Source organism: Halorubrum salipaludis (assembly GCF_002286985.1).
Taxonomy (GTDB): domain Archaea; phylum Halobacteriota; class Halobacteria; order Halobacteriales; family Haloferacaceae; genus Halorubrum; species Halorubrum salipaludis.
On sequence record NZ_NSKC01000003.1, the window covers coordinates 230,094 to 255,729 of the forward strand.

A 25,636-nucleotide genomic window follows, 5' to 3' on the forward strand; every position below is an offset into this window, starting at 1 on the left:
CCGCCGCCGCGCCGGCGGCTACCGTCGGAGTCGGTCTGAGAGCGCGTAGTCCGCGGTCGCAGGCGCCCACGGAAGATTTTTATCCCTCGTGTCGAATCTACGGGATTATGGACCGCAGAGCCCTCCTCTCCGCGGTCGGCGGGTCCCTCGTCGCCCTCTCCGGATGCGTCGCGAACGACGCCGGCGCGCCCTCCTCCGCGAACGGGACCGACGCCGACGGGAATCAATCCGACGACGCCGACGGGGACACATCTGACGACGCCGACGGCCAGGCTTCGTCGCTCGCCGTCGAGCTCCGGACCGTGCCGCACGTCGTCACCGCCTACGAGCCGTCGCCGAGCCGCGGGATCGATCCGGAGCACGTCGTTCCCGAGGCCGAGATCCCGGCCGCGCTGCGCGGGCCGCTCGACGAAGCGATCGACGGTCGGTTCGAGACGGGCGATCCCGACGACGCCCTGCTGGCCGCGGTCGACGAGTTCCGCGTCTACGACCGCGGCAGGCTGAAGCCGTACGTCGAGCTGGACGGAACGCGCTACGCGTTCGATCCGACCCTCCCGACGTTCACCGCGGAACTCGCCGACGAGGCGGCCGAAGGGTACGACGAGGAGCGGGTGCTGCGCGATGCGGGGCGAACGGACGACCTCGGCTCGGCGGCGGTCGAGACGTTCGTCGACGCGCTGACAGCGTACGGACCGAACGTGGCCCGCGGAGAGTACCGTCGCTGTGACCGCCCCGAGGCCCTGGACGGGTTCCTCGAGGAGTACGACTACCTGGAGGACGGGCGCGGCGTCTCCCGGATCGAGACGAGCGTCGAGAACGAGGCCCCGCCGTACGCGATCGCGGCGCGCGAGCTGACCGAGGCGGACATGTGGGACCGACCCGTCGTCGACGCGTCGGCCCTCGACGACGCGGTGCTGACGTTCTTCGAGCGCGCGGTGGCCTCGGACCATCGAGCCCCCGCGCTGCCGGGCGACGACCGCACCCAACGCTTCACCGACGACGTGCCGGACGCCTACGGCGATCTGGCCGCCGAGTACGACGACCCGCCTTACTACCGGATCGACGGCGTCGTGTACGACATCCGCGTCGGCGAGTCGCGGTACGACCGGCTCCCGGTGACGGTTTCGGTCGCCGCGAGCGAGGGCGCGTCCCGGGAGTTCGCGCTCTCGGTCGCGCCGGCGCCCGAGAGCGCCGACGGCGACGCCGAGGGTCCGTACACGTTCACGAGCCGGGGCGCGCTGCCGAGCGCCCTCTGGGCGTTCCACGAGGGCGAGCGGGAGCGCCTGGAGATCGTCGAGACCGAGGGGATCGAGGGACCGCGGCCGAGGCGACCCGACGGACAGGCGCTGGAGTCGCTGACCGGGCACGAGGAGATGACCGCGACGTACGCGGTCCCGGAGTCGCTCCCCGCGGGGACGTACGTGAGCCGCGGGCTCTTCGGCGTCTCGTGGGGAGTTCCCGGTCAGACGCCCGACGAACACGGGTCCTATCCGTTCGAGCTGGAGATCGAGATCGCGTGACTGCGCTCCGGGGACGGCAGAGCGAACCGGCGGCCACGAGACCGCGACCGCTAACTCCTTGTGACCGCGGCCCACAGCGATCGTCCATGGACGAGAACGGTGCCGACGCCGCCGGCCCCGCGGGCGCCGCCGATTCCCCGACTGATCCGCTCGCAGACGAGGACGTCTTCCGCGTGCTCGGGCCGGACGGGAGTCCCCTGCCGGGGGCGACGGTCCCGGACCTCTCGGACGACGAGTTCCGGGCGATCTATCGCGACCTGGTCGTCACGCGCCGCTTCGACGAGCGCGCCGTCAGCCTCCAGCGACAGGGACGGATCGGGACGTACGCCCCGTGTGCGGGCCAAGAAGGCTCCGCGGTCGGGTCGACCCACGCGCTCGCGGACCGCGACCTAATCTCCTACCAGTACCGCGAGCACGGGGCGGTCGTGGTCCGGGACCTCCTCGCCGAGTACCTCCCCTACTGGATGGGCCACGAGTCGGGGACCGAGGCGATCGCCGACGGCAACGTCTTCCCCCTCAACATCGGGATCGCGGCGCACCTCCCGCACGCGGTCGGCGCCGCGTGGGCGTTCGACTACCGGGACGAGGACCGGGTCGTCGCCTGTCACTTCGGCGACGGCGCGACCAGCGAGGGCGACTTCCACGAGGCGATGAACTTCGCGGGCGTGTTCGACGCGCCGACGCTCTTCTGCTGTCACAACAACGGCTGGGCGATCTCGGTCCCCGAAACGCGCCAGACCGCGAGCGAGACGTTCGCGCAGAAGGCGGAGGCGTACGGGTTCGAGGGCGTCCGCGTCGACGGGATGGACCCCCTCGCGAGCTACGCGGTCACGCGTGCGGCGGCCGAGCGGGCGCGAGCTGACCGAAACACCGATGACGGAAGCGGCGGGGACGGCGGGGACGGCGACGGGGGACAGGGGGACGCGTCGCGGCCGACCCTCATCGAGTTCGTCGAGTACCGGTTCGGCGCGCACACGACCGCGGACGACCCCTCCGCCTACCGCGACCCCGACGACGTGGACCCGTGGCGCGCGCTCGACCCCCTCGACCGCATGGAGGCGTTCCTCCGCGAGACCGGCCGGATCGACGACGAGGGCGTCGCCGCGATCCGCGAGGAGGCGGACGGGGTCGTCGCCGACGCGATCGACTTCGCGGAGTCGGTCGACCCCGACCCGAGCGACATGTTCGACTATGCGTACGCCGAGCTCCCGCCCGAGGTGCGGCGTCAGCGCGACGAGCTGCTCGCGGCCGTCGAGGAGCACGGCGAGGAGGCGTTCCGGCGCGAGGAGTAGGCCGTCCGCCTGCGCTTATAAATACTTGCCAGCCGCGCTCGCCGCCGTCCGGCCGCTCTCCAAGGCGCCCTGAATCGACGACCACTCCGTGTAGTCGCCGGCGAGGACGACCGGGCCCTCCGGGTCGTCGGGATCGGGGAGGTCGGCGTGGACCCCCGGCGGCTGCGCGAACTGCGCGAACCGGACCCGGTGGGTGTCGACGGTCTCCAGCCCGTCGAAGTCGCGGCCGGGGAACCACGCCTCCAGGGCGTCGCGGACGTCGTCGCGGAGGCCGGCGGCGGGCCGATCAAGTGGCGCCTCGCCGAGGAAGGTCGCGGCGAGCAGCGCGCGGTCGTCGGGGACGTACTCGGGCGCCACCTCGGACATCGGGACCACGGCGTTGGGCGAGCCGTCCGCAGCGTTGAGCAGGATCCGCTTACCCGTCTCGAACGACTCGCCGGCGGGGAGCGCGTACCACCCCGTCACGTTCGGCACGCCCTCTGTGGGGATCGACTCGACGCCCGTGAGCCGCCGGGCTTCGGGCGGCGTGGTCGCGACGACGACCGCGTCCGTCTCGCGGGTCGAGCCGTCCGCGAGCTCGACGGTGGCGCCCTCGGCGTCGCCGCGGCCGGTCCGGAACGGGATCCGGCCCTGCCCCGCAGTCCGGACCGACGCCACGTCCTCGCCCGTCTCGATCGCCACGCCGGCCTCGCGGGCGCGGGCCGCGAGCGCCTCGGGGACCGCGGCCATCCCCTCCGCGGGAACGCCGATCGCGCCGCGGCTCATCGCGCGGAACGTGTACTCGAAGACGTGCTTCGAGGTCGAGAGGCTCCGGTCGAGGGTGATCCCGCCGTAAAAGGGCTCGACGAAGTTCTCGACGTAGTCGTCGGCGAACCCCCAGTCGCGGAGGTACTCGCGGATCGAGGCGTCGGGGCCCGCGAAGAAGTCGTCCTCGTCGCGCTCCGCGAGGTCGTGTCGGAGCGCGAGCGTCCGGAGCTTGTCCGAGAACGAGACCTCGTCGTTCAAAAGGGAGGCGAGTGCGGCCCGCGGGTCGCGCAGGGGGTCCGAGAGGACCGAGCGCGATCCCGGTCGGCAGATCGTCGCGCCCGGTGCGAAGGTGCGGAGGTTCAGGGCGTCGGCGGCGTCGGGGCCGAGCTCGCGCTCGACCGCCGGGTAGCTCGAGAAGAGCACCTGAAAGCCGCGGTCGAGCGTGAACCCGTCGACGGTCTCGGTCCGCACGCGCCCGCCGACCGCGGGCCGTCGCTCGTACAGCGTCACGTCCGCTCCCGCCTCGGCGAGTCTGGCCGCCGCGACGAGCCCCGCGAGCCCGCCGCCGACGACGGTGGCGTCTCCGTTCATACGGGGGAATTCGGGGTGCGTGCTTATAAGCGGCGGCGGGTCGGAACGATCTGTTTCGGTGAGAACACCTTTGTTCGGACCTACCGCATGTCACTGTGTGGATCGAGTCGCTCTCGGCCAGTGGCTGTCTCTCGCTCTCGTCCCGCTCGGCGTCGGGCTGTTCGTCGGCGATTCGGGCGTGGGAACCGCCCTCCCCGTGTCGGTCGCGCTGCTCGGACTGGCGGGGTTTCGGCTGTCGGAGCGATTGTTCGCCGCCGGTCCCGACGCGTCCGGGAGTGTCGTGGACACGCGGACCGCCGACCTCGGTCAACTCGGCGCAGCACTTCTCCTGTTCGCGCTCCTCACCGCTGTTCTCGGTCGGTTCGAAGCAGTCTCGGAGATCGGCATTCTCCTTCGGTCTCCAGGCGCGAGACCCCTCGCGGTCGTCGCCGTCGCGGTCGGGGCGTCCCTCGGCGGCGGGATGGCGGTTCTCACGTTCCGGAGGGACCGGCTTCGGGACGTGAGTCGGACGATCTGGTTCCGAGCGATCGGCGGGTCAGTCACCTTCGGGACGTACCTCGCGCTTCTCGTCGCTCGGCCGCCGGCAGCCCTCCTGTACGGCGTGGCATACGGCGTGAGTCGGCTGGTCGCGCTCGTCCTGTTGCCCGCCTCCTCGCGGTGGTGAGGGTTCGTCGCTACCGGTTACTCAGTCGCGACTGTGGGTCCGCATCGATCGCAAAGCCGATCGATGTTGAAAACGCGGTCGAAGCCCTATCCGCCCGGTAGCATGGCGTTGCTGTCGTTTATAAGTGGAAATCGGACAGAGACACCGCAAAAGACTCGGCCGCTTGAGAGGATGCGATCAACAATCTCGCGGTGAAGGCCTCCAAAGCCCCAGCCGCGACGACTCGCGCACCTCGTTGCGCGCTTCAGTCGCTCGCTTCGCTCGCTCCTTCCAGTGCTTACGTCGGTGTGCTTCGTCCTCGCAGCTGCCCCTTTGAGTCCTACCCGACCGCAACCGCCCCGCACCTCACACCTCCCCAGCCTCGTCAGTCGCCTCCGCTTCGCTCCGGCGACTGACTCCCTCGCGCGGCGCTGTTCGCGCCTTAAAAAGGCGCTCACAGGCGCGCGCCACCGCACCACCTCCATCACTAGGTCATCGTGAGCCCTGAGAGGGAAGCGATTAGTCGCCGCCGCCGAAACGTCGGGTATGGAGTCGACGGAGACGACGACGGCGTTCCGCGGGCTGGAGAGTCGCGCGTCCGGTCGCGTCCACGAGACGGCCGACCCGACGACGGTGTCGGCCGACGAGCAGGCGCGGGGGCTCGACCCCGCCTACGACTACGGCGCGGTCGACCCCGAGACGCTGCTCGGGTCGCCGCGGGACGGACCGGCGGGGACGGGCCGCGGGCACTGGCGCTTCGACGCCCTGCTCCCGTTCCCGGCCGACGCCGCGATCTCGGCGGGCGAGGGCGCCACGCCGCTCGTCCCGACCGAGCGGCTGGCGGACGAGCTCGACGTCGACGCGGTGTACGTCAAAGACGAGGGGCGCAACCCCACTGGCACCGTCCTCGACCGCGGGCTCTCGGTCGCGCTCACCGCGGTCGCAGCGCGGGCGGAGGCGGGCGAGGACGTGGAGCCGCTCGCGTGCGCGAGCCCCGGCAACGCCGGGCAGTCGATGGCGGCGTACGCGGGTCGGGCCGACCTGCGCTCGTACGCGTTCGTCCCCTCTCGGTGCGCGTTCTCGAACAAGGCGATGACGAACGTCCACGGCGGCGACATGCGCGTGGTCGGCGGGCGGTTCCCGGACGCGGCCGACGCGGTCGACGAGCAGCTGGAGACGGAGTACACCGACCTCGCCGAGTTCGCGACGCCGTACCGCCACGACGGCGTGAAGACGCTCGCGTTCGAGCTGGTCGCGGACCTCGGCGACGCGCCCGACGTGGTCGTCGTCCCGACCGGCTCCGGCGAGGTCGTCGCCGGGGTGTACAAGGGGTTCGCGGAGCTGGAGCGGGTCGGCGCGATCGACGCGGTTCCGAAGGTCGTCGCGGCGCAGGCCGCGGGCTGCGCGCCGATCGCGGCCGCGGTCGAGCGCGGCCTCGACGAGCCGGAGCCGTGGGAGACGCCGGACACGATCTGCGGCGAGCTGGAGATCGCCGACCCCGCGGGCGGCGCCGCCGCGGTCGAGGCGGTGCGGGAGAGCGGCGGGACCGCGGTGGGCGTCGAGGACGAGGACATCCTCGCGAGCGCGGTCGCGGTCGCCCAGAACGAGGTGATGGAGATGGGCGCCACCGGGGGTGCCGCCCCCGCCGGCGCCTGGGCGCTCAAGGAGGACGGCTTCTTCGACGGCGACGAGACGGTGGTCCTGATCAACAGCGACGCCGGGCTCAAGACGCCGGACGTGCTACGCAGCCACCTGATGGGACAGGGTATTTGAATAGCGCGTGACGCCCCCGCGGTGACCTCGACGCCGCGCGGGGAACCGTTTTTACGTCGCCCCGCGTACGTGCATCCATGTACGTCCGCGACGCCAAGAACCGTGACGAGGCGTGGTTACTGGACGCGATCGAGCAGCTGGGGCTCGACGACGTCGCCTTCCGGTCACGGGACTACGTGATCGCGGTCGACGAGGAGTCGGGCGACCGGGCCGGGTTCGGCCGGCTCCGCCTGCATCGGGGCGACGACGAGGACACCGAAAACCGGATCGAACTCACCGGGATCGGCGTCCTCCCGGAGTGGCGGGGACGCGGCGTCGGGGCGCACGTGGTCGAGCGCCTCGTCGACACCGCGGCCGCGGACCGGTTCGAGACGGTGTACGTGCTCACCGATCAGCCCGAGTACCTGACCCAGTTCGGCTTCGAGGAGGTCGACACCGACGACCTCCCGGACGCGCTCTCGGACCGGCTCGTGGAGAAGCGCGAGTTCCTCGGCGGGGGCGTGGTCGGCCTGCAGCTGGCCACCGACGACTTCGAGATGCCCGACCGGTTCCGCGAGGCGTTCAAGGCCGCCGAGCCGGCGGACGCGGCGGACGATACGACCGAGTCGCCCGAGGACTTCGGGATCGACCCCGAGTCGGCGACGTACAAGTACGACACGGGGCGCTGAGAGGGGCTCGCGAGGGACTGACGGGCGGCGGCCGTCCCCGAGACTGACCGCGATCCGACCGCTTATCGGCCCGCCGGTCGACGCCCCCGTATGGACCTGATCGAGGTCGCGCGCGACGCGCTCGACGACGCGCACGTCCCGTACTCCGAGTACCGCGTCGGCGCCGCGCTCCGGACCGCCGACGGCACCGTCTACACCGGCTGTAACATCGAGAACGCCAACTACTCCAACAGCCTCCACGCCGAGGAGGTCGCGCTCGCGGAGGCGGTGAAGAACGGCCACCGCGAGTTCGACCGGATCGCCGTCACGTCGGGCGTCCGCGACGGCGTCACTCCCTGCGGGATGTGCCGGCAGTCGCTCGCGGAGTTCGCGGCCGACGACCTCGTCGTCGTCTGCGACGAGGGCGACGGCGAGACCAGCGAGTACACGCTCGGCGAACTGCTCCCGAACACGATCTCGGAGGGGACCCTCGACGACGCGAGAGCGACGGGCGACGCGCGGGACGCCGGCGGGGACTGAACCGCTGAGCCGGTCGGCGCCCGGTGCTCCGTCCCCCGCTCACTCGGCCGGGGAGGCGGTCGCGTCGGGGGCGTCGGCGCCGGGCTCCTCGCCGTCGGCGCCGGGCTCCTCGCCGTCGGCGCCGGGCTCCTCGCCGTCGGCGCCGGTCCGATCCTCGTCGGCGCCGGCGGCCGACTCCGGCTCGTCGCCGTCCGTCCAGTCTCCGACGCGCTCGGCGACCCGCCGGCGGTTCACCTCGCCGACGCGGTCCGCCACGTCGTCCACCATCTCGAAGAGGTCCTCACGGACCGGGCTCTCCGGGTCCCGTACCGACGGCCCGTCGGAGCCCTCGGAGTCGAAGTCAGGGTGAACGGGGAGCCGCGAGAGGACCGGCACGCCGTAGTCGTCGCGGATCTCGTCGCCGCCCCCCTCGCCGAAGACGGCGTGGGTGTCGCCGCACTCGGGGCACCGGAACGCGCTCATGTTCTCGACGACGCCGAGGACGGGCGCGTCGTGCTCGTCGAACAGCCGGAGCCCCTTGCGCGCGTCGGCGACGGCCATCTCCTGCGGCGTCGTGACGATGACGACGCCCGCGATCGGCAGCGACTGGAGCAGGTTCAGCGAGGCGTCCCCGGTGCCCGGCGGCAGGTCGACGACGAGGTAGTCGAGCCGGCCCCACTCGACCTCGTTGACGAACTTCATCATCACGTTGTTCACCATCGGCCCGCGCATCACCGCCGGCTGGTCGCCGTCGGGCATCAGGTGGTCGGTGCTCATCACGCGCACGCCGTCGGAGGCCGGCGGGACGATCTCCTCGTTCGGCGTGACGCCCGGCTCGTTCTCCGTCGGGAGCAGCCGCGGGACGTTCGGTCCGTGCACGTCGGCGTCGAGGATGCCGACGCGCGCGCCGCGGTCCTTCAGCCCCGCGGCGAGGTTCGCGGCGACGGTCGTCTTCCCGACGCCGCCCTTGCCGGAGGCGACGGCGATCACGTTGCGGACGCCGGGGAGCGCGTCCGTCTCGAAGCCGTGTTCCTCCCGGAACTCGGCGCGGAGCTCCGGCTCGAGCCCCGCGTCTTCGACGGCCTCGCGGACCGCGTCGCCGATCTCCATCTCGGCGGGCGCGTGCGGGGCGTTGAACGCGAGCGTCACCTCGGCGGTGCCGTCGTCGATCGTCACGTCGTCGACGAGCCCCATCGAGACGATGTCGTCGTCGTTGAGCGGGTCTTCGACTGCGGCGAGTCGATCGGTCAGTTCGCTTTCGGTGAGGGTCATGGTGAGAGCGGTCAGGTGGCGTCCGGCGGTCGATTCGGGCGCTCGGCGTCAGATTCGAGCGGGAAAAGGTTAGTTCGAACGCGGATTCTCAGCCCGTGCCACTGCGGGGAGCGGGGATCGCGTCAGAAGAACACGACCCCGATGATGATCGTCGCCACGAACAGGCTCCCCCACAGCACGGTGGTGAGGCCGGCGAGGTAGCCGAGTCCGAGCAGGTTCGCGAACCGGTCGCTCGGGTCCCCGATGAACCACGCCGCGACCATCGCGTACACCGGCAGGAGGACGATCCCGAAGATGAGGTACGTCCCCGGCCCGACGAACGGGAGCGTGTACTCGGGCGACGAGGCGAGCGGCACCGCGGCGGGCCCCGACGCGAGCGCGGCGACGGCGGACGCGGCGAGCGGCGTCATGCGTCCACCTCCTCGTGGTCTTCGATCGCGTGCAGTTCAACGACCGGGATCACCTTCGAGACGACGAGGAAGAACAGCACGACGATACCCACCGTCCCGAGCACGGCCGAGATCTCGACGGGCGAGGGGATGTACGCGCCGGGCACCCCGGCGTACAGGTCGAAGTGGGCGTGCTGGAGCCCCTCGACGACGAACAGCACCTTCTCGGCGAGCGTGCCGAACAGGACGGCCACGGACATGCCGACGAGGACGCGAATGTCGTACAGCTCGGGCCGCAGCGAGGTCGCGAACGCGTACAGCATCGCGAGCGCGACGAGGCCGATCGCGACCCAGTACAGCGGGGTCGCGATCTTCACCTCGGTCGCGTGCTGGAGCGTCGTCGGCGCGGCGAAGATCCCCGTGATCACCTGCTGGAGCTGGAGCCACAGGAAGATCAGGCTGAAGAAGCCGAGCCACTTCGCGAGCCCCTGGAAGACGGTGTCCGGAATGAGCTCGTCCCAGCCGTACGCGTACCGGAACGCCGCCGAGATGATGATGATCCCGCTGACCGCGGAGGTCAGGGCGATCGAGAGGAACGACGGCCCCTGGACGCCGCCGTGCCAGCCGGCCATCGACGGCAGCAGCGAGAACAGCCACGGGATCACCCCGCCGTGGAGCAACAGCGGCGCCATGATGATGATCGCGAAGGCGATCCACCAGACCATCCGCTCGACGACCTGGTCTTCCTTCTCGGTGTAGCCGACCGTGATGACGCGGTACACCGGTTCGAGGACGTTCGGAAGGCGGTCGCGGAGCCGGTGGACGTCGTACCGGATCGTGAGCGCGAGGTACGTCGCGGTCAACACGAAGTAGGCGGTGATGACGGTCACGTCCCACATCAGCGGCGACCACTGGACCCGCGTCGGCCACGCGGGGAGGACGCTCGTCACCAGTCGGTCGGGCCGGCCGACGTGGATGAGGATGAAGACGCCGGCGCAGGTCAGCGCCGCGATCGTCAGCAGCTCCGCGAGGCGCGCGACGGGCTGGTAGGTGTCCATCCCGAGCAGCCGCACCGCGGCCGAGAGGATGATCCCGCCGTGCGCGATCCCGACCCACCAGATGAACGCGCCGATGTACAGCCCCCACGGCACGCCGCCGCCGGAGCCCCAGTCGGCGAGGTTCGTGACGATCAGGCCGTGCTGGAGCTGCTGGACGTAGAAGAACAGCCAGACGCCGATCAGTCCGAAGGCGACCGCCAACGCGGCCAGGTAGCGCTTCGTGAACGTCTGGATCGGCCGGACGAGCGTCTCCCGGTCGACCCCCGTCACGTCGACGCTCACGCCTCTTCACCCCCGTCGGCGCCTCGATCGAGGACCTCCTTGCGGTTGTCGGTGATCCCCATGTCCTCGTAGGCGACGGGACCCTCAACCTGCTCGGCGTGCGGCGAGGGCTCGTTGCCGATGAACTGGACGTTCGGCTCGGTGCCGCGTTCCTCCATCAGCTTGAACGTGGACACGGTGTGTTCCTTCCGGTTCGGGAACTCCTCGAGGTCGTTCTCCTGTCCGGAGCGGTACTCTTCGAGGTGCTGGTTCGGCGGGCTCTCCGGGTCGTTGAGGTCGCCGAAGTGGATGGCGTCCATGGTGCACGCCTCCTCGCAGGCGGTGGTGCCGACCTTCTCTTCGCCCATCTGGCCGTCCTGCCGGTCGACGCAGAAGGTGCACTTGCCCATCACGCCCTCCGGCGGCCGAGAGCCGACCCAGCGCCCGCGGTCGTCGATCTGGTGGTCGTCGTCGATCTCGGACTCGGGCACGTCCGGCTCGCCCCACTGGAAGTAGTTGACGCCGTACGGACAGGACACCTCGCAGTACCGGCAGCCGATACAGATGTCGTAGTCCGTCAGGACGAGCCCGTCCTCCTCGCGGGTGTGGCGGGCCCCGACCGGACACACCTTCGTGCACGGCGAATCCGTGCAGTGCTGGCAGGTCCGCGGCAGGAAGTTCTCCTGCTCGCCCTGGCCTTCGTCTTCGAACGCGAAGACGTACATCCAGTTGGCGCCCTCGGAGAGGTTGTGCTCCTGGTCGCACGCGACCATGCAGGCGAGACACCCGTCGCAGTTGTTGAGGTTGATCGTCATCCCCCAACGAGTGCCCTCGCCGTCGTCGCCGCCGCCGGCGCCCGCGGCGCCGTCGTCGCCGCCGGTGGTCGCGCCGGCGCTCCCGAGCCCGCCGAGCCCGAGCGCGGCGGCCGCGGCGCCCTTCTTCATCACCGATCGCCGCGACTCGCTCTCGTCGCCGTCAACGCCCCGCAGGGTCTCCCCGATGCCCTCGAACGCCCCTTCGATGCGGTCGATGGCGTTCACGTCTCCCGAGTCGACCTCGTCGGGATCTGGCAAGTCGACCTCGCGGTCGTCGACGTCGAACTCCTCGAGGATCCGGTCGTGATAGCGACGGTAGAACTCGACCTCCGAGAGATCGCCCGCGGACACCTTCTGGGCGTCCCGAGCCATCTCCATGCCGAGATCCGCGTCGTACCCGGTCTCCTCGAGGAGCCGCCTGTGCTCCTCGTCCGGTGTCGCGTACATCGATTCGTCGTCGGTGCTCATGGTCGGAATGGAGTGTTCTCCCGCCCCGTGCGGACGGGTCACGGGAGCGTCGCCGGGTCCGGGGGTACCGCCGACGCCGGCGGCGGTCGCGGGCCCCGGACTGACGTTCCCGGTTCCGACGTACGGGATTCGGCGGGTCAATCGTTGGTCGGATTCTTAGCCGATAGAAACGACCGCGAATATGTTCGAACGGATCGAAATAAAGCGCCGCTCGCGATCACCGGAGGGACCGACTCACTCCGCGAGGCCGCTCTCGGAGAGGACCCGCTCCGCGGACGCCTCGAACGCGTCGCGCTCCTCCGCGAGCGCGTCGTTCGTGAGCGCGCCGTCGCGTTTCGCGACCTCGCCGTCGACGATCACCGTGTCGACGTTGCCGACGCCCGCTTGGAACGCCACCGTCTCGACCGGGTTGTTCACCGGCAGCGTGTTGACGTCGCCGCCGTCGATCACGACGAGGTCGGCGCGCTTCCCCGGCGTGATCGAGCCGACGCGGTCCTCGAGACCGAGCGCCCGGGCGCCCTCGATGGTCGCGATCTCCAGCGCCCGGTGGGGGTCGATGGAGACCTCGGTCGTCTGCTCGCCGCGGTCGACGACCGGCTGATTGTCGATCCCGCGCTGGACGCCGACGGCCATGCGGGTCTGCGTGAACATGTCGCCGCTGACGTTCGACACGATGTCGACGCCGACGGAGGGGGTCGCACCGGCCTCGGCCGCCTTCCCGAGGACGGGCGTCCCCATTCCCATCTGCAGCTCGACCTCCGGCGTGGTCGAGATCGACCCGCCGGAGTCGCCGACGAGCGCGAACTCCTCGTCCTCGAAGCGGTTGGCGTGGACGTAGTTGAGGTCGTCGCCGAGCAGCCCCAGTTCCTCCAAGGCGTAGACGCCGCCCCCGCCGAGGGACCCGATGTGCATCGAGGCGGGGATGCCCATCTCGCGGGCGCGGGTGATGTCCTCCTCGACCACCTCGTCGGTGGCGTAGTCGGGACCGCGGATCCCCATCGCGAGCGTGATCCGGTCGTCGGCGACGGGGAACCGCTCCTCGTGGAGCCGCTCGATGTCGTCCGGGTGTGGCTCCGTGCTCGCCTCCCACCACTTCGCGCCGTCGTCGCCCGGCGGGCCGTGCGTGAACACCGCCCGGATCCCCGCGTCCTCCAGGCCGTCGATCGCGCGGTCGGAGTGGTCCGGGGAGTTGGCGATGTGGAACCAGTCGAGGACCGTCGTCGTCCCGGCGTTGAGCTGTTCGGCCGCCCCGAACAGGTTCCCGAGGTAGGCGTCCTCGGGCCGGTAGTGGCTACTCACCTCGCCGAGCATGATCTCGAGGTAGTCGGTGAAGGTCCAGTCGCCGGCGATCCCGCGCACGCCGGCCTGCCACGTGTGGAGGTGGGTGTTGACGAACCCGGGCGCGACGACCGCGCCGGACGCGTCGATGACCGCCGCGTCGTCGGGGTCGATCCCCTCGGCGACCTCGACGATCTCGCCGTTCTCCACGTAGACGTCCGCGCGCTCCAAGACGCCGATATCGGGATCGACCGAGACCACGGTCCCGTTCCGGACGACCAGCCGGTCGGGGGCGTCACCAGTAGACCCGTCGTCGCCGTCATCGGTGCCATTCCCGCCGATCGACCCCAGACAGCCCGAGAGCGGAAGCGAGACCGCGGCCGCGCTGCCGGCCAGATAGCTCCGTCGCGATACGCCGCCGTCGTCGTCGGTTCGTCGTCGCATTGTCGGCACCCGTGCTCGGGGCCGCCGAACCGTGGGAGTTCGTTCGGTATGTTCCAACCGGGGTCGCGGCGCGACGGGCGACCCCGTCAGGGGGCGCTCTCCTCGACCTCGACGGGGTCGGACGCGAGCGCCTCGCGGCCGGAGAGGTAGTTCTTCGCGAGCCAGGCCTCGGCGCGCGAGACGCGGTACTGGAGCGTGGAGACGGGGATCCGCTCCGCCTCCGCGACCTCTTGGAGGGACATCCGGCGCGGGGTGTCGTAGTACCCCCGCTCGATCGCGGCCCGGAGTGCCTCGCGCTGTTCCGGCGGAAGGTCGTCCGCGTCCGGCCGCTCGACCGCCCAGTCGGGGGAGCCGTCCACCCGCCCGAAGGTCAGTTCGAGTCCCGGGCGGAGGTTCGCTTCCAGCTCCTCGTACACCGTGCTCAGGGCGCTGTCGTCGTCGGCGAGCACGTTCCACTCGTAGGTGTTCCCGTACTGCTGTGCCCGGCAGAGCGCCCCGTCTCCCAGCCGCTGGGTCACGAGGTACGGCACCGATCGGCACCCCTCGCCCTCCGACTGTCTCGAGTAGATGAGCCGGCTCGTCGGCCGCTCGGCGAGCACCTCGTGTTCCCAGTCGAGCTCGCAGCCGCCCATGCCTCGGAGGTTCGAACAGCGGGGAAGCCCGTCGAGCCGGCGGTCGTACGCCTCCAGCGCCTCCGGCGGTCCCGTGACCTCGTCGACGCGCCACATCGTCTCGGCGGTCGCGTGACAGGAGACTGTCCGGGAGTAGAGCCCCGGGTTCTCGATGAACACGTCCATCAGGTCGTCCGCGCCCTCCTCGTAGGTGACCGTGAAATCGAACTCCTGCATGCCGATCGGTACGCCGGATCCGTACAAGAACGCACGGTTGGCATATGCCGACTCGGCCGCCGGCGATGGCGGGCGGACCCCGGGCCGAACCGGCGTCGCGTCGGCTCGTTTCCGCGGTGCCATCTCGTCGGACGGTCCGAGAAGTATTTTAAAAGAGACCGTCTACGGGGGACATGACCGGAGACAGCGAGGACCCCAACGACGAGGCCGGCTACCACGTCGAGGTCGCGCCCGACGACGTCGCGGACGCGGTGTTGCTCCCCGGCAACCCCGAGCGCGTGGACAAGATCACGGCGCTGTGGGACGACCACGAGGAGGTCGCGCGCCACCGGGAGTACCGCACCGCGACCGGCAGCTACGAGGGCGCGCCGATCTCGGTGACCTCCACCGGGATCGGGTCGCCGTCGGCCGCCATCGCGGTCGAGGAGCTTGCCAGGGTGGGCGTCGACACGTACATCCGGGTCGGCTCCTGCGGCGCGATCCAGCCGGAGATGGACGTGGGCGACCTGGTCATCACGACCGGCGCGGTCCGGCAGGAGGGGACGAGCGACGAGTACGTCCGCGAGGACTACCCCGCGAGCGCCGACGGCGAGGTCGTCTCGGCGCTCGTCGCCGCCGCCGAGCGGCTGGGCCACGACTACCACACCGGCGTCACGATGAGCGCGGACTCCTTCTACGCCGGGCAGGGCCGCCCCGGCTTCGAGGGGTTCGAGGCGGCCGGTTCCGACGAGCTGGTCGCGGAGCTTCAGGACGCGAACGTGAAGAACATCGAGATGGAGGCGTCGGCGATCCTCACGATCGCGAACGTGTACGGGCTCCGCGCCGGCGCGGTCTGCTCCGTCTACGCGAACCGCGTCACCGGCGAGTTCCGGACCGAGGGCGAGTCGCGGGCGGCGGAGACTGCGAGCCTCGCCGTGAAGCTCCTCGCGCGGATGGACGAGGTCAAGGCGGAGGCGGGCGCCGACCGCTGGCACGCCGGCCTCTCGCTGTAGGGTCGAGACGGCCCGACGGGGGCTCCGCGATCGCTGCGCGTCCGTCGGCGTGCGCTGGTTGCCGCGCGTCGGTCGCCGCCCGTCCGCGGCGTGCGCTGGTCGCCGCGTGTCGATCTGCCGATGACCCCGTCAGCGACGTTCCAAAGCGACTTTACCCGCGGACCGCGGAGCGACACGCATGGCTACACAGGTCGTCGTCGTCGGTTCCGGGTATGCCGGCGCAGGGGCGGTGAAGGCGTTCGAAGACGAGGTCGGCGATGGCGAGGCCGAGCTCACGTGGATCTCGGAGCACGACTACCACCTCGTCCTCCACGAGGTCCACCGCGCGATCCGCAATCCCGCGGTCGCCGAGAAGATCACCATTCCCGTCGACGAGATCAAATCGCCCGAGTCCGACTTCGTGCAGGGTCGCGTCGTCGACGTCGACACTGACGAGCGGGTCGTCGAGACGGACGACGGGACGACCGTCGACTACGACTACCTCCTGCTCGGCGTCGGCTCCACGACCGCCTTCTTCGGTATCGAGGGGCTCAAGGAGAACGCCCACCAGCTCAAGAGCCTCGACGACGCCAAGGCGATCCACGAGGACGTGCGGTCGGCCGCCGCCGAGGCGACGCGGTCCGACCCCGTCGAGGTCATCGTCGGCGGCGCCGGCCTCTCCGGGATCCAGACCGCGGGCGAGATCGCGGAGTACCGCGACAAGCACCGCGCCCCGATCAACATCAAGCTCGTCGAGGGCCTCGACGAGGTCTTCCCCGGGAACGACCCGCAGGTCCAGGGCGCGCTCCGCCAGCGGCTCGAGGACGCCGACATCGAGATCCTCACCGGCGACTTCATCTCGAAGGCCGACGAGGACGCGGTGTACCTCGGCGGCGGCGAGGACGAGGAGCCCGAGGAGCTCGGGTACGACGTGCTGATCTGGACCGGCGGCATCACGGGCCAGCCGGAGTTAGAGAACGTCGAGGTCGAGAAGGACGAGCGCTCGAACCGCGTCCACGCCGCCTCCGACTTCACCACCAGCGACGACCGCGTGTTCGCCATCGGCGACACCGCCCTCGTCGAGCAGGGCGACGACGACGTGGCGCCGCCGACCGCGCAGGCCGCCTGGCAGGCCGCGGAGGTCGCCGGCGAGAACCTCGCGCGCGCCGCCCGCGGCGCGCCCCTCCAGTCGTGGGAGCACACGGACAAGGGGACCGTCATCTCGGTCGGCGAGGACGCGGTCGCCCACGACGTGATGGGGATGCCGATCAAGACGTTCGGCGGGACCCCCGCGAAGCTGCTCAAGAAGTCCATCGCGGTGCGGTGGATCGCGAAGGTCTCCTCGACCGGGCGCGGCGTGAGCGCGTTCGGCGACATGTAGGGTCGGCGAGCGCGCGGCTCGACCACCGGTCTCGGTTCGGAAACGCTCGGAACTTCTCAGCGCAGAACGCTGCAGCTTCAGCGGCGCGGCGAACTCGGAATCCGACCGTGAGCGGCTGCGCTCGGATCGCTAAGGCTGCGCTCGGATCGCTGAGGCCCCGCTCGGACCGTTAACGCGGCCGCGGAGAGAGGGACGCAGAAGACGTCGTCGCTGGAGCGTTCAGTCTCGGGGATCCGGTCGCCGGAGCGTTCAGTGCTCGGCGGGCTCGTCCGGCGCGCGCATGTCGTCGATCCGGAGGATGAGGATGTTCGCGGTGTCGTCTTTCCCGTCGACGGTCCCGTCGATGACGAGCTTCGAGAGGGGCGTCGGGCCGACGGTGACGGAGTCGCCCTCGTGGAAGTTCCGGACGGAGCCCTGGACGTGGATCTCGGCGCGGCAGAGCTCGGGGTGGTGGACGCTGGAGAGGTCGATCCCGTCGACGTTGACGCCGGTGACCTCCTCGCCCTCGTGGTAGATCGGCACGTCCGCGGGCTCGTCCATCCGCTGGATGTCGAGCGCCTCGTACGCGTTCGAGGTGGGCTTGTACCCGCCCTTCGGCCCGGGTACCCCCTCGACCAGCTGGAGGGCCTTCAGGCTCTGCATCTGGTTCCGGATCGTCCCCGGGTTACGGTCGACTTCCTCTGCGATCGCTTCGCCTTTGACGGCGTCCTCCTGTTCCCCGTACAGGTTGATGAGGGCCGAGAGGATGCTTTTCTGGCTCGACGTGAGCTCGATCGATGACATGGTCGCGAATAGATGGCCACCCTGCTTAAATGCGATGGAAGCCCGTTATAAACGATCGTGCGGTTTTTCAGGATCCGCCGAGGCGACGGAGCCGAACGTACGCGATCGGACTGGAGAGCGCGACCACGACGCCGACCCCGATCAGCGCGAGGCCGAGGTCGCCGACGAAGAACGCGACTCCGGCGCCGACGAGCCCGATCACGGCGCCGGTGAACGCGACGGCGATCATGGCGCCGATCGGTTCGAGGTCGGCCGGCGTGAAGTCGCGGTCGGAGCCGCTCATACCCGACGTTGGAGCGCGGGCGTGAAAACCATGTGCGATCGCGTCGCGGCCGCGGCGAGGACCCCCACCATTCAAGCGTCGCCGGAGCGCTTGCTCGGACATGACCACCGTCAGGATCATCGGCGCGCCGACCGACTACGGGGCGAACCGACGCGGCGTGGACATGGGACCGTCGGCGATCCGCTACGCGGGGCTGGCCGACCAGCTCGCGGGCGCGGGCGTCGAGACGGTCGACGCGGGGGACCTCGCGGTTCCCCGGGCGGAGGAGCGCGACCCGGACGCGGAGGCGCCGCGCGACGGGAAGGCGAAGTTCCTCCGCGAGACGGCCGACGTCTGCCGCCGGCTCGCGGACAAGGTCGGCGGGACGCTCGCGGAGGGTGACGTGCCGCTCGCGCTCGGCGGCGACCACTCGATCGCCATCGGCTCGCTCGTCGGGTCCGCGCGCGACGCGGAGATCGGCGCGGTGTGGTTCGACGCCCACGCCGACCTCAACACCCCCGCGACGACGCCCTCTGGGAACGTCCACGGGATGCCCCTCGCGGCCGCGCTCGGCCTCGGCGAGTTCGCCGGCTCGGACTGGGCGAACGCCCCCGGGCTCGACCCGGAAAACGTCGCGCTCGTCGGGCTGCGATCCGTCGACGACGCGGAGGTCGATGTGATCCGCGACCACGGGTTCGCCGCCTACACGATGTCCGACATCGACGAGCGCGGGATCACGGACGTGGCGGAGGAGGCGATGGCCGAGGCGGCGGCGGGCGTCGACGGCGTCCACGTCAGTCTCGACCTGGACTGGCTCGATCCCAAGGAGGCGCCCGGCGTCGGGACGCCGGTCAGGGGCGGCGCCACCTACCGGGAGGCCCACAGCGCGATGGAGGTCGTCGCCGAGAGCGACTCGGTCCGGTCGATGGAGCTCGTCGAGGTGAACCCGACCCTCGACCAGCACAACGAGACCGCGGAGCTCGCGACGGAGCTGGCCGCGAGCGCGTTCGGCAAACGGGTGCTCTGAACCCCGGCAGTGACTCAGGGACTCCGGTCCAGCTGATCGACGACCGTCTGGAGGTCCGCCTCGCGTTCGATCTCCCGTTTGATCTCCTCGCGGCGGCGGACCGCCGCGGAGTCGGCGTCGTACGCGCGCACGAACTCGGCGCGGGTGTGCTCGTCGAACGCGTGCCGGATCGCGAAGTAGCCGTCCGGAACGATCGTGCCGCACACCTTGCACTCGTGGCGCTGGTGGCCGTTCGTCTGATGGACGATGGCCGACTCCACGTCGTCGAAGGCGGCGTCGCAGCCGTCGATTCCGCACGTCCAACGGGGCATGTCATCCAGTCCCCGCCGCGGGGGATTAACGGTTTCCCCCGGCGACCGCCGCTCGGGTCCCGTCGTTCTCCCCCGATTTCCGTCGCAACCGCCTCCGGGTCCCCGCACCCGCGTGTAGGTGACGGTACCGGACCGTCTCGCCGTCGAACGATACGCCTTTGCTCGGCGACGAAGAACGCCCACCCGTGACTGGATCGAGAACGCGCGTCGACGCCCACGTGAAGGTGCTCGACGACGACGTCGTGGCCCTCGCGAAGGAACGGGGGATCGACGCGCTCGTGTACGCCCCGCACTTCACCCGCCTGCCGACGATCCGACAGCGCGCGGCCCGGTACTCCGACGACGACCTGACCGTGATCCCCGCGCGAGAGGTGTTCACGGGCGACTGGGGGAACCGGCGGCACATCCTCGTTCTCGGCCTGGACGAGCCGGTCCCCGACTACATCACGTTCGAGGCGGCGATGGCCGAGGCCGACCGGCAGGATGCGGCCGTGCTCGCGCCCCACCCGAGCTTCGCGACTATCTCGCTCACCCGGCCGGAGATCGACGCCCACGGCGCGCGGATCGACGCGATCGAGATCTACAACACGAAGCTCCTCCCCCACCAGAACGCCCGGACGCGGCGGATCGCCGAGGCCACCGACCAGCCGGGGTTCGGCTCGTCGTACGCCCACCTCCCCGGCACCGTCGGCGAGGCGTGGACGGAGTTCGACGGCGACCTCGACGGCGTCGACGAGGTCGTCGAGGCCTTCCGCGAGGCGCGGCCACGCACCGTGGTCCACCGCGGCGGCGCCGGCCACCAGCTCCGCGGGCTCGTGGAGTTCGTCCACCTCGCGTACGAGAACACGTGGGAGAAACTCGACCGGCAGTTCCTCTCGGGCGACGAGCCGACCCTCCCGAGCAACGTCGCCTACGAGGGGCGGTTCAACGACGTGAGCGTCTACTCCGGGACGCTCTCCGACTACCGGCCGAACTAGGTCCTCCGCAGGCGGTCGACTGGGTCTCCCCAGACGACGGCTCGGTCCCCCTCAGATCCCGAAGGCCGACCAGCCCCCTTCAGATTCCGATCCCGGCGGCCGCCTCCGAGGCGATCGCGGAGACGTCCAGGTCCAGGGTCACGACGTAGGTGTGGATCGCCCAGAAGACCGCGAGCTCCACCGCGGTGACGATCACGGTGACCAGGTCCGCGTACTTGCTGCTCGTCGTCACGCCGGTCGGCATCCCGTACTCGGTGTCCGACAGCGGGTGGAACAGCGCGATCCCGCGGCGGCTCCCGACCACGTCGAGAACGTAGTGAGTCAACACCCCGATCCAGACGTACTGGAGGTTCCCGAACACGATCGGGTACGCGAGGAAGATTCCGAGCACCGGGAGGCTGTGGAGCGTCTTCCGGTGGCGGCCGAAGGCGGTGTCGACGTCGGGGAACAGTGCTCCCAACACGATCGGGACGGTGATCTCGGCGACGGTCCGCGCGGTGGCCATGCCGAGGTTCGGCTCGATGACGAAGCCGAGCCCGAGCGCGAGCAGCAAGGCGTTGAGAACGTGACCCCGTTTGTTCATACCTCCGGGTGGCCGGGGGCGTAGGTGAAACCACCGGATCGGTGCGGTCGGAGACGGTTCTGCGGACCGCACGCGGACGGCCAGCCGAAAGAGACAGGGAACCCGACGCCGAGCCACCGATATGGAGTACGAGGAGCCGAAGTTCTTCCACGTGATGCAGTACGCGGTCGGGGCCGACGGCGACGTCATCGACATGGTGAGCGGCAACCCCGACTGGGAGCCGCCGGCCGCGCTGCGGGAGGCGCTCCGCGACTACGCCGACCTCCCCCCGGACGACTTCCAGTACCCGCCGAGCGAGGGGTTACTGGAGCTCCGCGAGGCGATCGCCGAACGTCGGAACGTCGACCCCGACCGCGTCGTCGTCACGAACGGGACGGGCGAGGCGAACTACCTCGCGATGGCGCGCGCGTTCGAGCGCGGCGCGGGCGACGAGGCGCTCCTCACCGATCCCGTCTACCCGTACTACCCCGGCAAGACGGACCTGCTCGGCGGCGAGTCGACCCTCGTCCCGACCGAGCGCGACGGCGGCCTCGACGTCGACGCGATCCGCGAGGCCGCGAGCGAGGACACCGCTCTCATCGTGCTGAACACGCCGAACAACCCAACGGGGGCAATATACGATCTCGACGCGATCCGCGAGGTCGTCGCGATTGCCGAGGCGGTCGACGCCCTCGTGATGGTCGACGAGGTGTACGATCACTTCGATCTGACCGGCGGGTTCGAGTCTGCGCTGACGCTCGACTCGGACCGGGTGATCGTCACCAGCGGCTTCTCGAAGTCGATGGCGATCACCGGGTTCCGGGTCGGGTACGGCGTCTTCCCCGAGGCGCACGTCGGCGACGCCAAGACGCGGCACATGCTCGTGAACGTCGCCGGGGCGCGCCCCTCGCAGTACGCCGTCCACCACGCGCTCGCGGAGACGCCCCCCGACTACTACGCCGAGGCGCGCGAGCTGCTCGCCGAGCGGGTCGACGCCTTCACCGACGCGCTCGACGCGGCGGGCGCGGAGTACACCCGTCCCGAGGGCGCGTTCTACGTGCTCGCGCGCTTCGACGGGTTCCCCGGCACGATGGCGAACGTCAAGCGTCTGATCGACGAGGCCGGCGTCGCCGGGATGCCGGGCGAGGCGTTCGGCACCGCCCGCGACGAGTGGATCCGGTTCGCCCTCGTGACGCCGCGGACCGTCGAGGCCGCGGAGCGCCTCGCCGACTACTTCGCGGACGGCGCCCCCGAGTCGCGATGAGCGATGACGACGGACGCGGCGGGGACGACATCCTCGACTACTTCAACCGGAGCCCGTACCGCGACTTACTCGACATCGAGGTGACCGAGGCCGCCGACGGGCGCGCCGCGGGTCGACTGCGATTTAGTGAAAAGCACTCCTCGAACCGCCGGCGGGCGATCGCGCAGGGCGGCGTCGCCTTCTCGTTGGCCGACAGCGTCGCCGGCGCGGCCGCGACCGCGCTGGTCGGGTTCCCGACGCCGACGATCGACTTCCGGATCGACTACCTCGCGCCCGCGACCGACGACCTCGTCGCGACCGCCGAGGTCGTCCGCGAGGGCGGCGAGACCGCCGTCGTCGACGTGGAAGTCGTTCAGCCGGCGGGCGACGACGCCGACGACCGGAACGTCGCCGTCGGCAGGGGCGTGTACAAGACGAGCGACCTCCCGGACGACGCGCCGTGGGACCTCGATCAGGGGGACTGACGAACTGCGGTCGGCGCGCGCCTCCGAGTGGCCGACAGGCCACGAGGAGCGCGTGCGAGGGACGCGGCGACCGTAGGGAGCCGCGAGGCTGGGGAGGCGTGAGGCTGCGGTTGCGGTCCGGGCGGGACCCAAAGGGGCAGCCGCGAGGGCGAAGGCGGCCGCAGTAAGCACCGCAGCGAGTGAGCGAAGCGAACGAGCGAGGCGCGCAGCAAGGCCTCCGAGCCGTCGTGGCTGGGGCTTTGGAGATGTTCGTCCTCTATCCACCGAGCTTTATGTCCAAGAATCCGTTTAAACCGTCTTAAATAGCGTCTAGCCGAAGTTCTCGACCTTCGCGGCGTCGGCGTCACCGCCGGCGGCCTCGACGGCGGCCTCCGCGTCCGCCACCAGATCGGCGAACCCGTACACGAAGACGGTCTCGCCCTCGGAGCCCGTCAGCGCCTCGGCGACCGCCCCGTCCAGCCCCTCGTCCGCGTCGAGGAGGTGGATAGCGGCCCCGCGCTCCTTTAGCCGATCGAGCCGGTCCGCGTGCGACACGTCGTCGTCGCGGTAGACGACCGCGGCCTCGGCGCCGTCGTCGAGCGCGCGCTCCGCGATGGCGACCGCCGGGCCGACGCCGGGGCCGCCCGCGATCACGACCGCGCGCGGCTCGCCGTCGTAGTGCTGGTCGCCGAACGGCCCGGAGAGGGTCATCTCCGTGCCCGCCTCGGCGTCGGCGAGGAACGCAGAGAACTCGCCGCCCTCCTCGGGGTCGATGCCGACCGTCACCTCGAACGTGTCGCCGACCGTCGGCGACGAGAGGGTGTAGAAGCGCGCGACCGACTCGCCGTCGATCTCGGTGCCGAGCTTCACGAACTGCCCGGGCTCGGCGGCGAACCCGTCGGGCGCCTCGAACCGGAGGGCGTACGTATCGCGGCCGACCGTCTCGACCGAACTGACCGTCGCTGTCGTGTCCATGGCACCGTTCCGACCGGGAGACACAAACGTGTTCCCGTCGGCGTCGGTGCTGCCCGTGTCGAAACCCTCGGGGCCGAGCGGACCGTCGGACCGAACGGCGCCGCGTTCCTCGCGTTCGGGCACGGACCGCCTCCGGGGCGTGGCCACCGGCGGTTCGACGACCGTCGAAACAACCAACGACGATGCGGGTCGATCGTGAGAGATCTGCAAAACGTTCGTCCACCATACGAGATATATAGAGATATACGGCCGCTATTAATGACAATATTCGCGAAGAATATCACGTATGTTTAGAAATGGGTCGATAGCTCCTTCCAGAAGTCTTTTGATGAGTCCGGCGAAAGCCCCCTCATAGCATGGCTGCGGACTTCAACTGGGCCGTCGGCGGAGAGGCCGGCGACGGCATCGACTCGACCGGGAAGATCTTTGCGCAAGCGCTCTCTCGGGCGGGTCGACACGTGTTCACGTCGAAGGACTTCGCCTCGCGGATCCGAGGCGGCTACACCGCCTATAAGGTGCGAACCTCCGTCGACAAGGTACAGAGCGTCGTGGATCGGCTGGACGTGCTCATCGCGTTGACCCCCCGGACCATCGAGGAGAACCTCGAGGAGCTCCACGAGGGGTCGGTGATCATCTACGACGGCGAGCGGACCACGATGCAGGACGTGGAGATCCCCGACGAGATGATCGGGATCGACGTCCCGCTCAAGCGGCTCGCCGAGGAGGCCGGCGGGGCGATCATGCGGAACGTCGTCGCGCTGGGGGCGGCCTGCGAGGTCGCCGAGTTCCCCATCGAGAACCTCGACTCCGCGCTGGAGAAGCGCTTCTCGGACAAGGGCCAGAAGCTCGTCGACAACAACAAGGAGGCCGCCCGCGCGGGGCGGTCGTACGTCGCCGAGGAGTACGACCACGAGTTCGACTACGACTTGGAGACCACCGACGAGGACTACGTCCTCCTCAACGGCGACGAGGCCATCGGGATGGGCGCAATCGCGGCCGGCTGCCGCTTCTACGCCGGCTACCCGATCACGCCCGCGACCGACGTGATGACGTACCTCACCGGCCGGATCGAGCGCTACGGCGGCCACGTCGTGCAGGCGGAAGACGAGCTGTCCGCGATCAACATGGCGCTCGGCGCCGCCCGCGGGGGGGCGCGGTCGATGACCGCCACGTCCGGGCCCGGGATCGACCTGATGACCGAGACGTTCGGACTCATCGCGACCTCGGAGACCCCGCTGGTCATCTGTAACGTGATGCGCTCCGGTCCCTCGACCGGGATGCCGACGAAACAGGAGCAGGGCGACTTAAACCAGATGCTGTACGGCGGCCACGGCGAGGTCCCCCGGTTCGTGCTCGCGCCGACGACGATCGACGAGTGCTTCTGGAAGACGGTCGAGGCGTTCAACCTCGCCGAGAAGTACCAGCTCCCGGTCTACCTCACCGCCGACCTCTCGATGGCGGTCACCGAGCAGACGTTCTCGCCGGACACCTTCGACATGGACGAGGTGGAGGTCGACCGCGGAAACGTCGTCGACGAGACGACGATCGACGACCACCTGAGCGAGTCGGGCGGCTTCCAGCCCCACGAGATCACCGACGACGGGATCTCGCCGCGGGCGTTCCCCGGCACCGCCGACGGCGCGCACATGTCCACGGGCCTCGAACATGACGAGCAGGGGCGCCGGACCGAGGACACGGAGATGCGCGTCGAGCAGGTCGACAAGCGCAACCGGAAGGTCGAGACGGCCCGCGAGCGCGAGGACTGGAGCCCGCGCGAGTTCGGCGACGAGGACGCCGACACGCTCGTCGTCACGTGGGGGTCGAACGAGGGCGCGCTCGCCGAGGCGGTCGAGTTCCTCGCGGACGACGGCCTCGACGTGCGGGTGCTCTCGGTCCCGTACATCTTCCCGCGGCCGGATCTGTCCGAAGACGTCGAGGCGGCGGACAACGTCATCGTCGTGGAGTGCAACGAGCAGGGGCAGTTCGCGGACCTGGTCGAACACGACGTGCTCGAACGGGTCGACCGGATTAACAAGTACAACGGCGTGCGGTTCAAGGCGGACGAACTCGCAGACGACATCAAGGCGACCCTCGCGGAGGGGGTGGAGGCGTAAC

Annotated in this window: 25 protein-coding genes; 13 read left to right on the forward strand and 12 right to left on the reverse strand. The window is 70.3% G+C overall.

What is annotated here, in order from left to right; translation table 11 throughout:
- Nucleotides 1-107 precede the first annotated feature (107 nt).
- Nucleotides 108-1,520, forward strand: a complete 1,413-nt coding sequence (locus CK500_RS06655; RefSeq protein ID WP_095636467.1) for a hypothetical protein — start codon at nt 108-110, stop codon at nt 1,518-1,520.
- Nucleotides 1,521-1,606: 86 nt separating this feature from the next.
- Nucleotides 1,607-2,812 (forward strand): thiamine pyrophosphate-dependent enzyme, encoded by a 1,206-nt coding sequence (locus tag CK500_RS06660; protein WP_095636468.1) that lies wholly within the window; start codon nt 1,607-1,609, stop codon nt 2,810-2,812.
- 15 nt (nt 2,813-2,827) lie between these two features.
- Here the strand turns inward: CK500_RS06660 and CK500_RS06665 are convergent, their stop codons facing one another.
- Nucleotides 2,828-4,150 carry an NAD(P)/FAD-dependent oxidoreductase gene (locus CK500_RS06665; protein WP_095636469.1) on the reverse strand — a complete coding sequence of 441 codons (1,323 nt, stop codon included), beginning with the start codon at nt 4,148-4,150 and terminating at the stop codon, nt 2,828-2,830.
- Nucleotides 4,151-4,247: 97 nt separating this feature from the next.
- Here CK500_RS06665 and CK500_RS06670 point away from each other — a divergent pair, with 97 nt between their 5' ends.
- From CK500_RS06670 to cdd, 4 genes are all read left to right on the forward strand, one after another.
- The gene (locus CK500_RS06670) at nt 4,248-4,814 is read left to right on the forward strand and encodes a hypothetical protein (protein ID WP_095636470.1); all 567 of its coding nucleotides are present in this window, start codon (nt 4,248-4,250) and stop codon (nt 4,812-4,814) included.
- Between the two features lie 525 nt (nt 4,815-5,339).
- The gene (locus tag CK500_RS06675; RefSeq protein WP_095636471.1) at nt 5,340-6,566 is read left to right on the forward strand and encodes a pyridoxal-phosphate dependent enzyme; all 1,227 of its coding nucleotides are present in this window, start codon (nt 5,340-5,342) and stop codon (nt 6,564-6,566) included.
- Between the two features lie 77 nt (nt 6,567-6,643).
- Nucleotides 6,644-7,234, forward strand: coding sequence for a GNAT family N-acetyltransferase (locus tag CK500_RS06680; protein WP_095636472.1), 591 nt, complete (start codon nt 6,644-6,646; stop codon nt 7,232-7,234).
- A 90-nt stretch (nt 7,235-7,324) separates the two neighbouring features.
- The gene (gene cdd / locus CK500_RS06685; protein ID WP_095636473.1) at nt 7,325-7,753 is read left to right on the forward strand and encodes a cytidine deaminase; all 429 of its coding nucleotides are present in this window, start codon (nt 7,325-7,327) and stop codon (nt 7,751-7,753) included.
- Between the two features lie 39 nt (nt 7,754-7,792).
- Here the strand turns inward: cdd and CK500_RS06690 are convergent, their stop codons facing one another.
- From CK500_RS06690 to CK500_RS06715, 6 genes are all read right to left on the reverse strand, one after another.
- Nucleotides 7,793-9,004 (reverse strand): Mrp/NBP35 family ATP-binding protein, encoded by a 1,212-nt coding sequence (locus CK500_RS06690; protein WP_394338251.1) that lies wholly within the window; start codon nt 9,002-9,004, stop codon nt 7,793-7,795.
- 122 nt (nt 9,005-9,126) lie between these two features.
- Nucleotides 9,127-9,414: a hypothetical protein gene (locus CK500_RS06695; RefSeq protein WP_095636474.1), complete on the reverse strand. Its 288-nt coding sequence runs from the start codon at nt 9,412-9,414 to the stop codon at nt 9,127-9,129.
- Nucleotides 9,411-10,733: an NrfD/PsrC family molybdoenzyme membrane anchor subunit gene (gene nrfD / locus CK500_RS06700; RefSeq protein WP_095636475.1), complete on the reverse strand. Its 1,323-nt coding sequence runs from the start codon at nt 10,731-10,733 to the stop codon at nt 9,411-9,413. Before nrfD ends, CK500_RS06695 begins: the two co-directional genes overlap by 4 nt.
- Entirely contained in the window at nt 10,730-11,974 is a 1,245-nt protein-coding gene (locus CK500_RS06705) for a 4Fe-4S ferredoxin N-terminal domain-containing protein (protein ID WP_158224030.1), read from the reverse strand. Before CK500_RS06705 ends, nrfD begins: the two co-directional genes overlap by 4 nt.
- Nucleotides 11,975-12,229: 255 nt before the next feature.
- Nucleotides 12,230-13,717 (reverse strand): amidohydrolase family protein, encoded by a 1,488-nt coding sequence (locus tag CK500_RS06710; RefSeq protein ID WP_095636477.1) that lies wholly within the window; start codon nt 13,715-13,717, stop codon nt 12,230-12,232.
- Nucleotides 13,718-13,803: 86 nt separating this feature from the next.
- Entirely contained in the window at nt 13,804-14,565 is a 762-nt protein-coding gene (locus CK500_RS06715) for a helix-turn-helix domain-containing protein (protein ID WP_095636478.1), read from the reverse strand.
- 173 nt (nt 14,566-14,738) lie between these two features.
- Here CK500_RS06715 and CK500_RS06720 point away from each other — a divergent pair, with 173 nt between their 5' ends.
- A complete protein-coding gene (locus CK500_RS06720; protein ID WP_095636479.1) occupies nt 14,739-15,557 on the forward strand; it encodes a nucleoside phosphorylase in 819 nt (272 codons plus the stop codon).
- Nucleotides 15,558-15,735: 178 nt separating this feature from the next.
- Complete coding sequence (locus CK500_RS06725; protein WP_095636480.1) at nt 15,736-16,917, forward strand: NAD(P)/FAD-dependent oxidoreductase; 1,182 nt, start codon at nt 15,736-15,738, stop codon at nt 16,915-16,917.
- A 249-nt stretch (nt 16,918-17,166) separates the two neighbouring features.
- Here the strand turns inward: CK500_RS06725 and CK500_RS06730 are convergent, their stop codons facing one another.
- Together CK500_RS06730 and CK500_RS06735 are read right to left on the reverse strand one after the other, a co-directional pair.
- Complete coding sequence (locus tag CK500_RS06730) at nt 17,167-17,700, reverse strand: Rrf2 family transcriptional regulator (RefSeq protein WP_095636481.1); 534 nt, start codon at nt 17,698-17,700, stop codon at nt 17,167-17,169.
- A gap of 67 nt (nt 17,701-17,767) precedes the next feature.
- Nucleotides 17,768-17,983, reverse strand: coding sequence for a hypothetical protein (locus tag CK500_RS06735; RefSeq protein ID WP_095636482.1), 216 nt, complete (start codon nt 17,981-17,983; stop codon nt 17,768-17,770).
- A 100-nt stretch (nt 17,984-18,083) separates the two neighbouring features.
- On the opposite strand from CK500_RS06735, the gene rocF reads away from it, so the two are divergent.
- On the forward strand, nt 18,084-18,989 hold the full coding sequence (gene rocF, locus CK500_RS06740; RefSeq protein ID WP_095636483.1) for an arginase: 906 nt from the start codon (nt 18,084-18,086) through the stop codon (nt 18,987-18,989).
- Nucleotides 18,990-19,003: 14 nt separating this feature from the next.
- Here rocF and CK500_RS06745 read toward each other — a convergent pair whose 3' ends face one another.
- On the reverse strand, nt 19,004-19,300 hold the full coding sequence (locus CK500_RS06745; protein ID WP_095636484.1) for a DUF7565 family protein: 297 nt from the start codon (nt 19,298-19,300) through the stop codon (nt 19,004-19,006).
- Nucleotides 19,301-19,458: 158 nt separating this feature from the next.
- On the opposite strand from CK500_RS06745, the gene CK500_RS06750 reads away from it, so the two are divergent.
- On the forward strand, nt 19,459-20,277 hold the full coding sequence (locus CK500_RS06750; RefSeq protein ID WP_095636485.1) for a PHP domain-containing protein: 819 nt from the start codon (nt 19,459-19,461) through the stop codon (nt 20,275-20,277).
- Between the two features lie 79 nt (nt 20,278-20,356).
- On the opposite strand, the gene CK500_RS06755 is transcribed toward CK500_RS06750, so the two are convergent.
- The gene (locus CK500_RS06755) at nt 20,357-20,860 is read right to left on the reverse strand and encodes a metal-dependent hydrolase (RefSeq protein WP_095636486.1); all 504 of its coding nucleotides are present in this window, start codon (nt 20,858-20,860) and stop codon (nt 20,357-20,359) included.
- Between the two features lie 121 nt (nt 20,861-20,981).
- Here CK500_RS06755 and CK500_RS06760 point away from each other — a divergent pair, with 121 nt between their 5' ends.
- Together CK500_RS06760 and CK500_RS06765 are read left to right on the forward strand one after the other, a co-directional pair.
- Nucleotides 20,982-22,103, forward strand: coding sequence for a pyridoxal phosphate-dependent aminotransferase (locus CK500_RS06760; RefSeq protein WP_095636487.1), 1,122 nt, complete (start codon nt 20,982-20,984; stop codon nt 22,101-22,103).
- Nucleotides 22,100-22,567, forward strand: coding sequence for a PaaI family thioesterase (locus CK500_RS06765; RefSeq protein ID WP_095636488.1), 468 nt, complete (start codon nt 22,100-22,102; stop codon nt 22,565-22,567). The genes CK500_RS06760 and CK500_RS06765 overlap by 4 nt, the downstream gene beginning before the upstream one ends.
- A gap of 309 nt (nt 22,568-22,876) precedes the next feature.
- Here CK500_RS06765 and CK500_RS06770 read toward each other — a convergent pair whose 3' ends face one another.
- Complete coding sequence (locus CK500_RS06770; protein ID WP_095636727.1) at nt 22,877-23,521, reverse strand: ferredoxin--NADP reductase; 645 nt, start codon at nt 23,519-23,521, stop codon at nt 22,877-22,879.
- A 356-nt stretch (nt 23,522-23,877) separates the two neighbouring features.
- Here CK500_RS06770 and CK500_RS06775 point away from each other — a divergent pair, with 356 nt between their 5' ends.
- Nucleotides 23,878-25,635: a 2-oxoacid:acceptor oxidoreductase subunit alpha gene (locus tag CK500_RS06775; protein ID WP_095636489.1), complete on the forward strand. Its 1,758-nt coding sequence runs from the start codon at nt 23,878-23,880 to the stop codon at nt 25,633-25,635.
- Nucleotide 25,636: the final 1 nt, after the last annotated feature.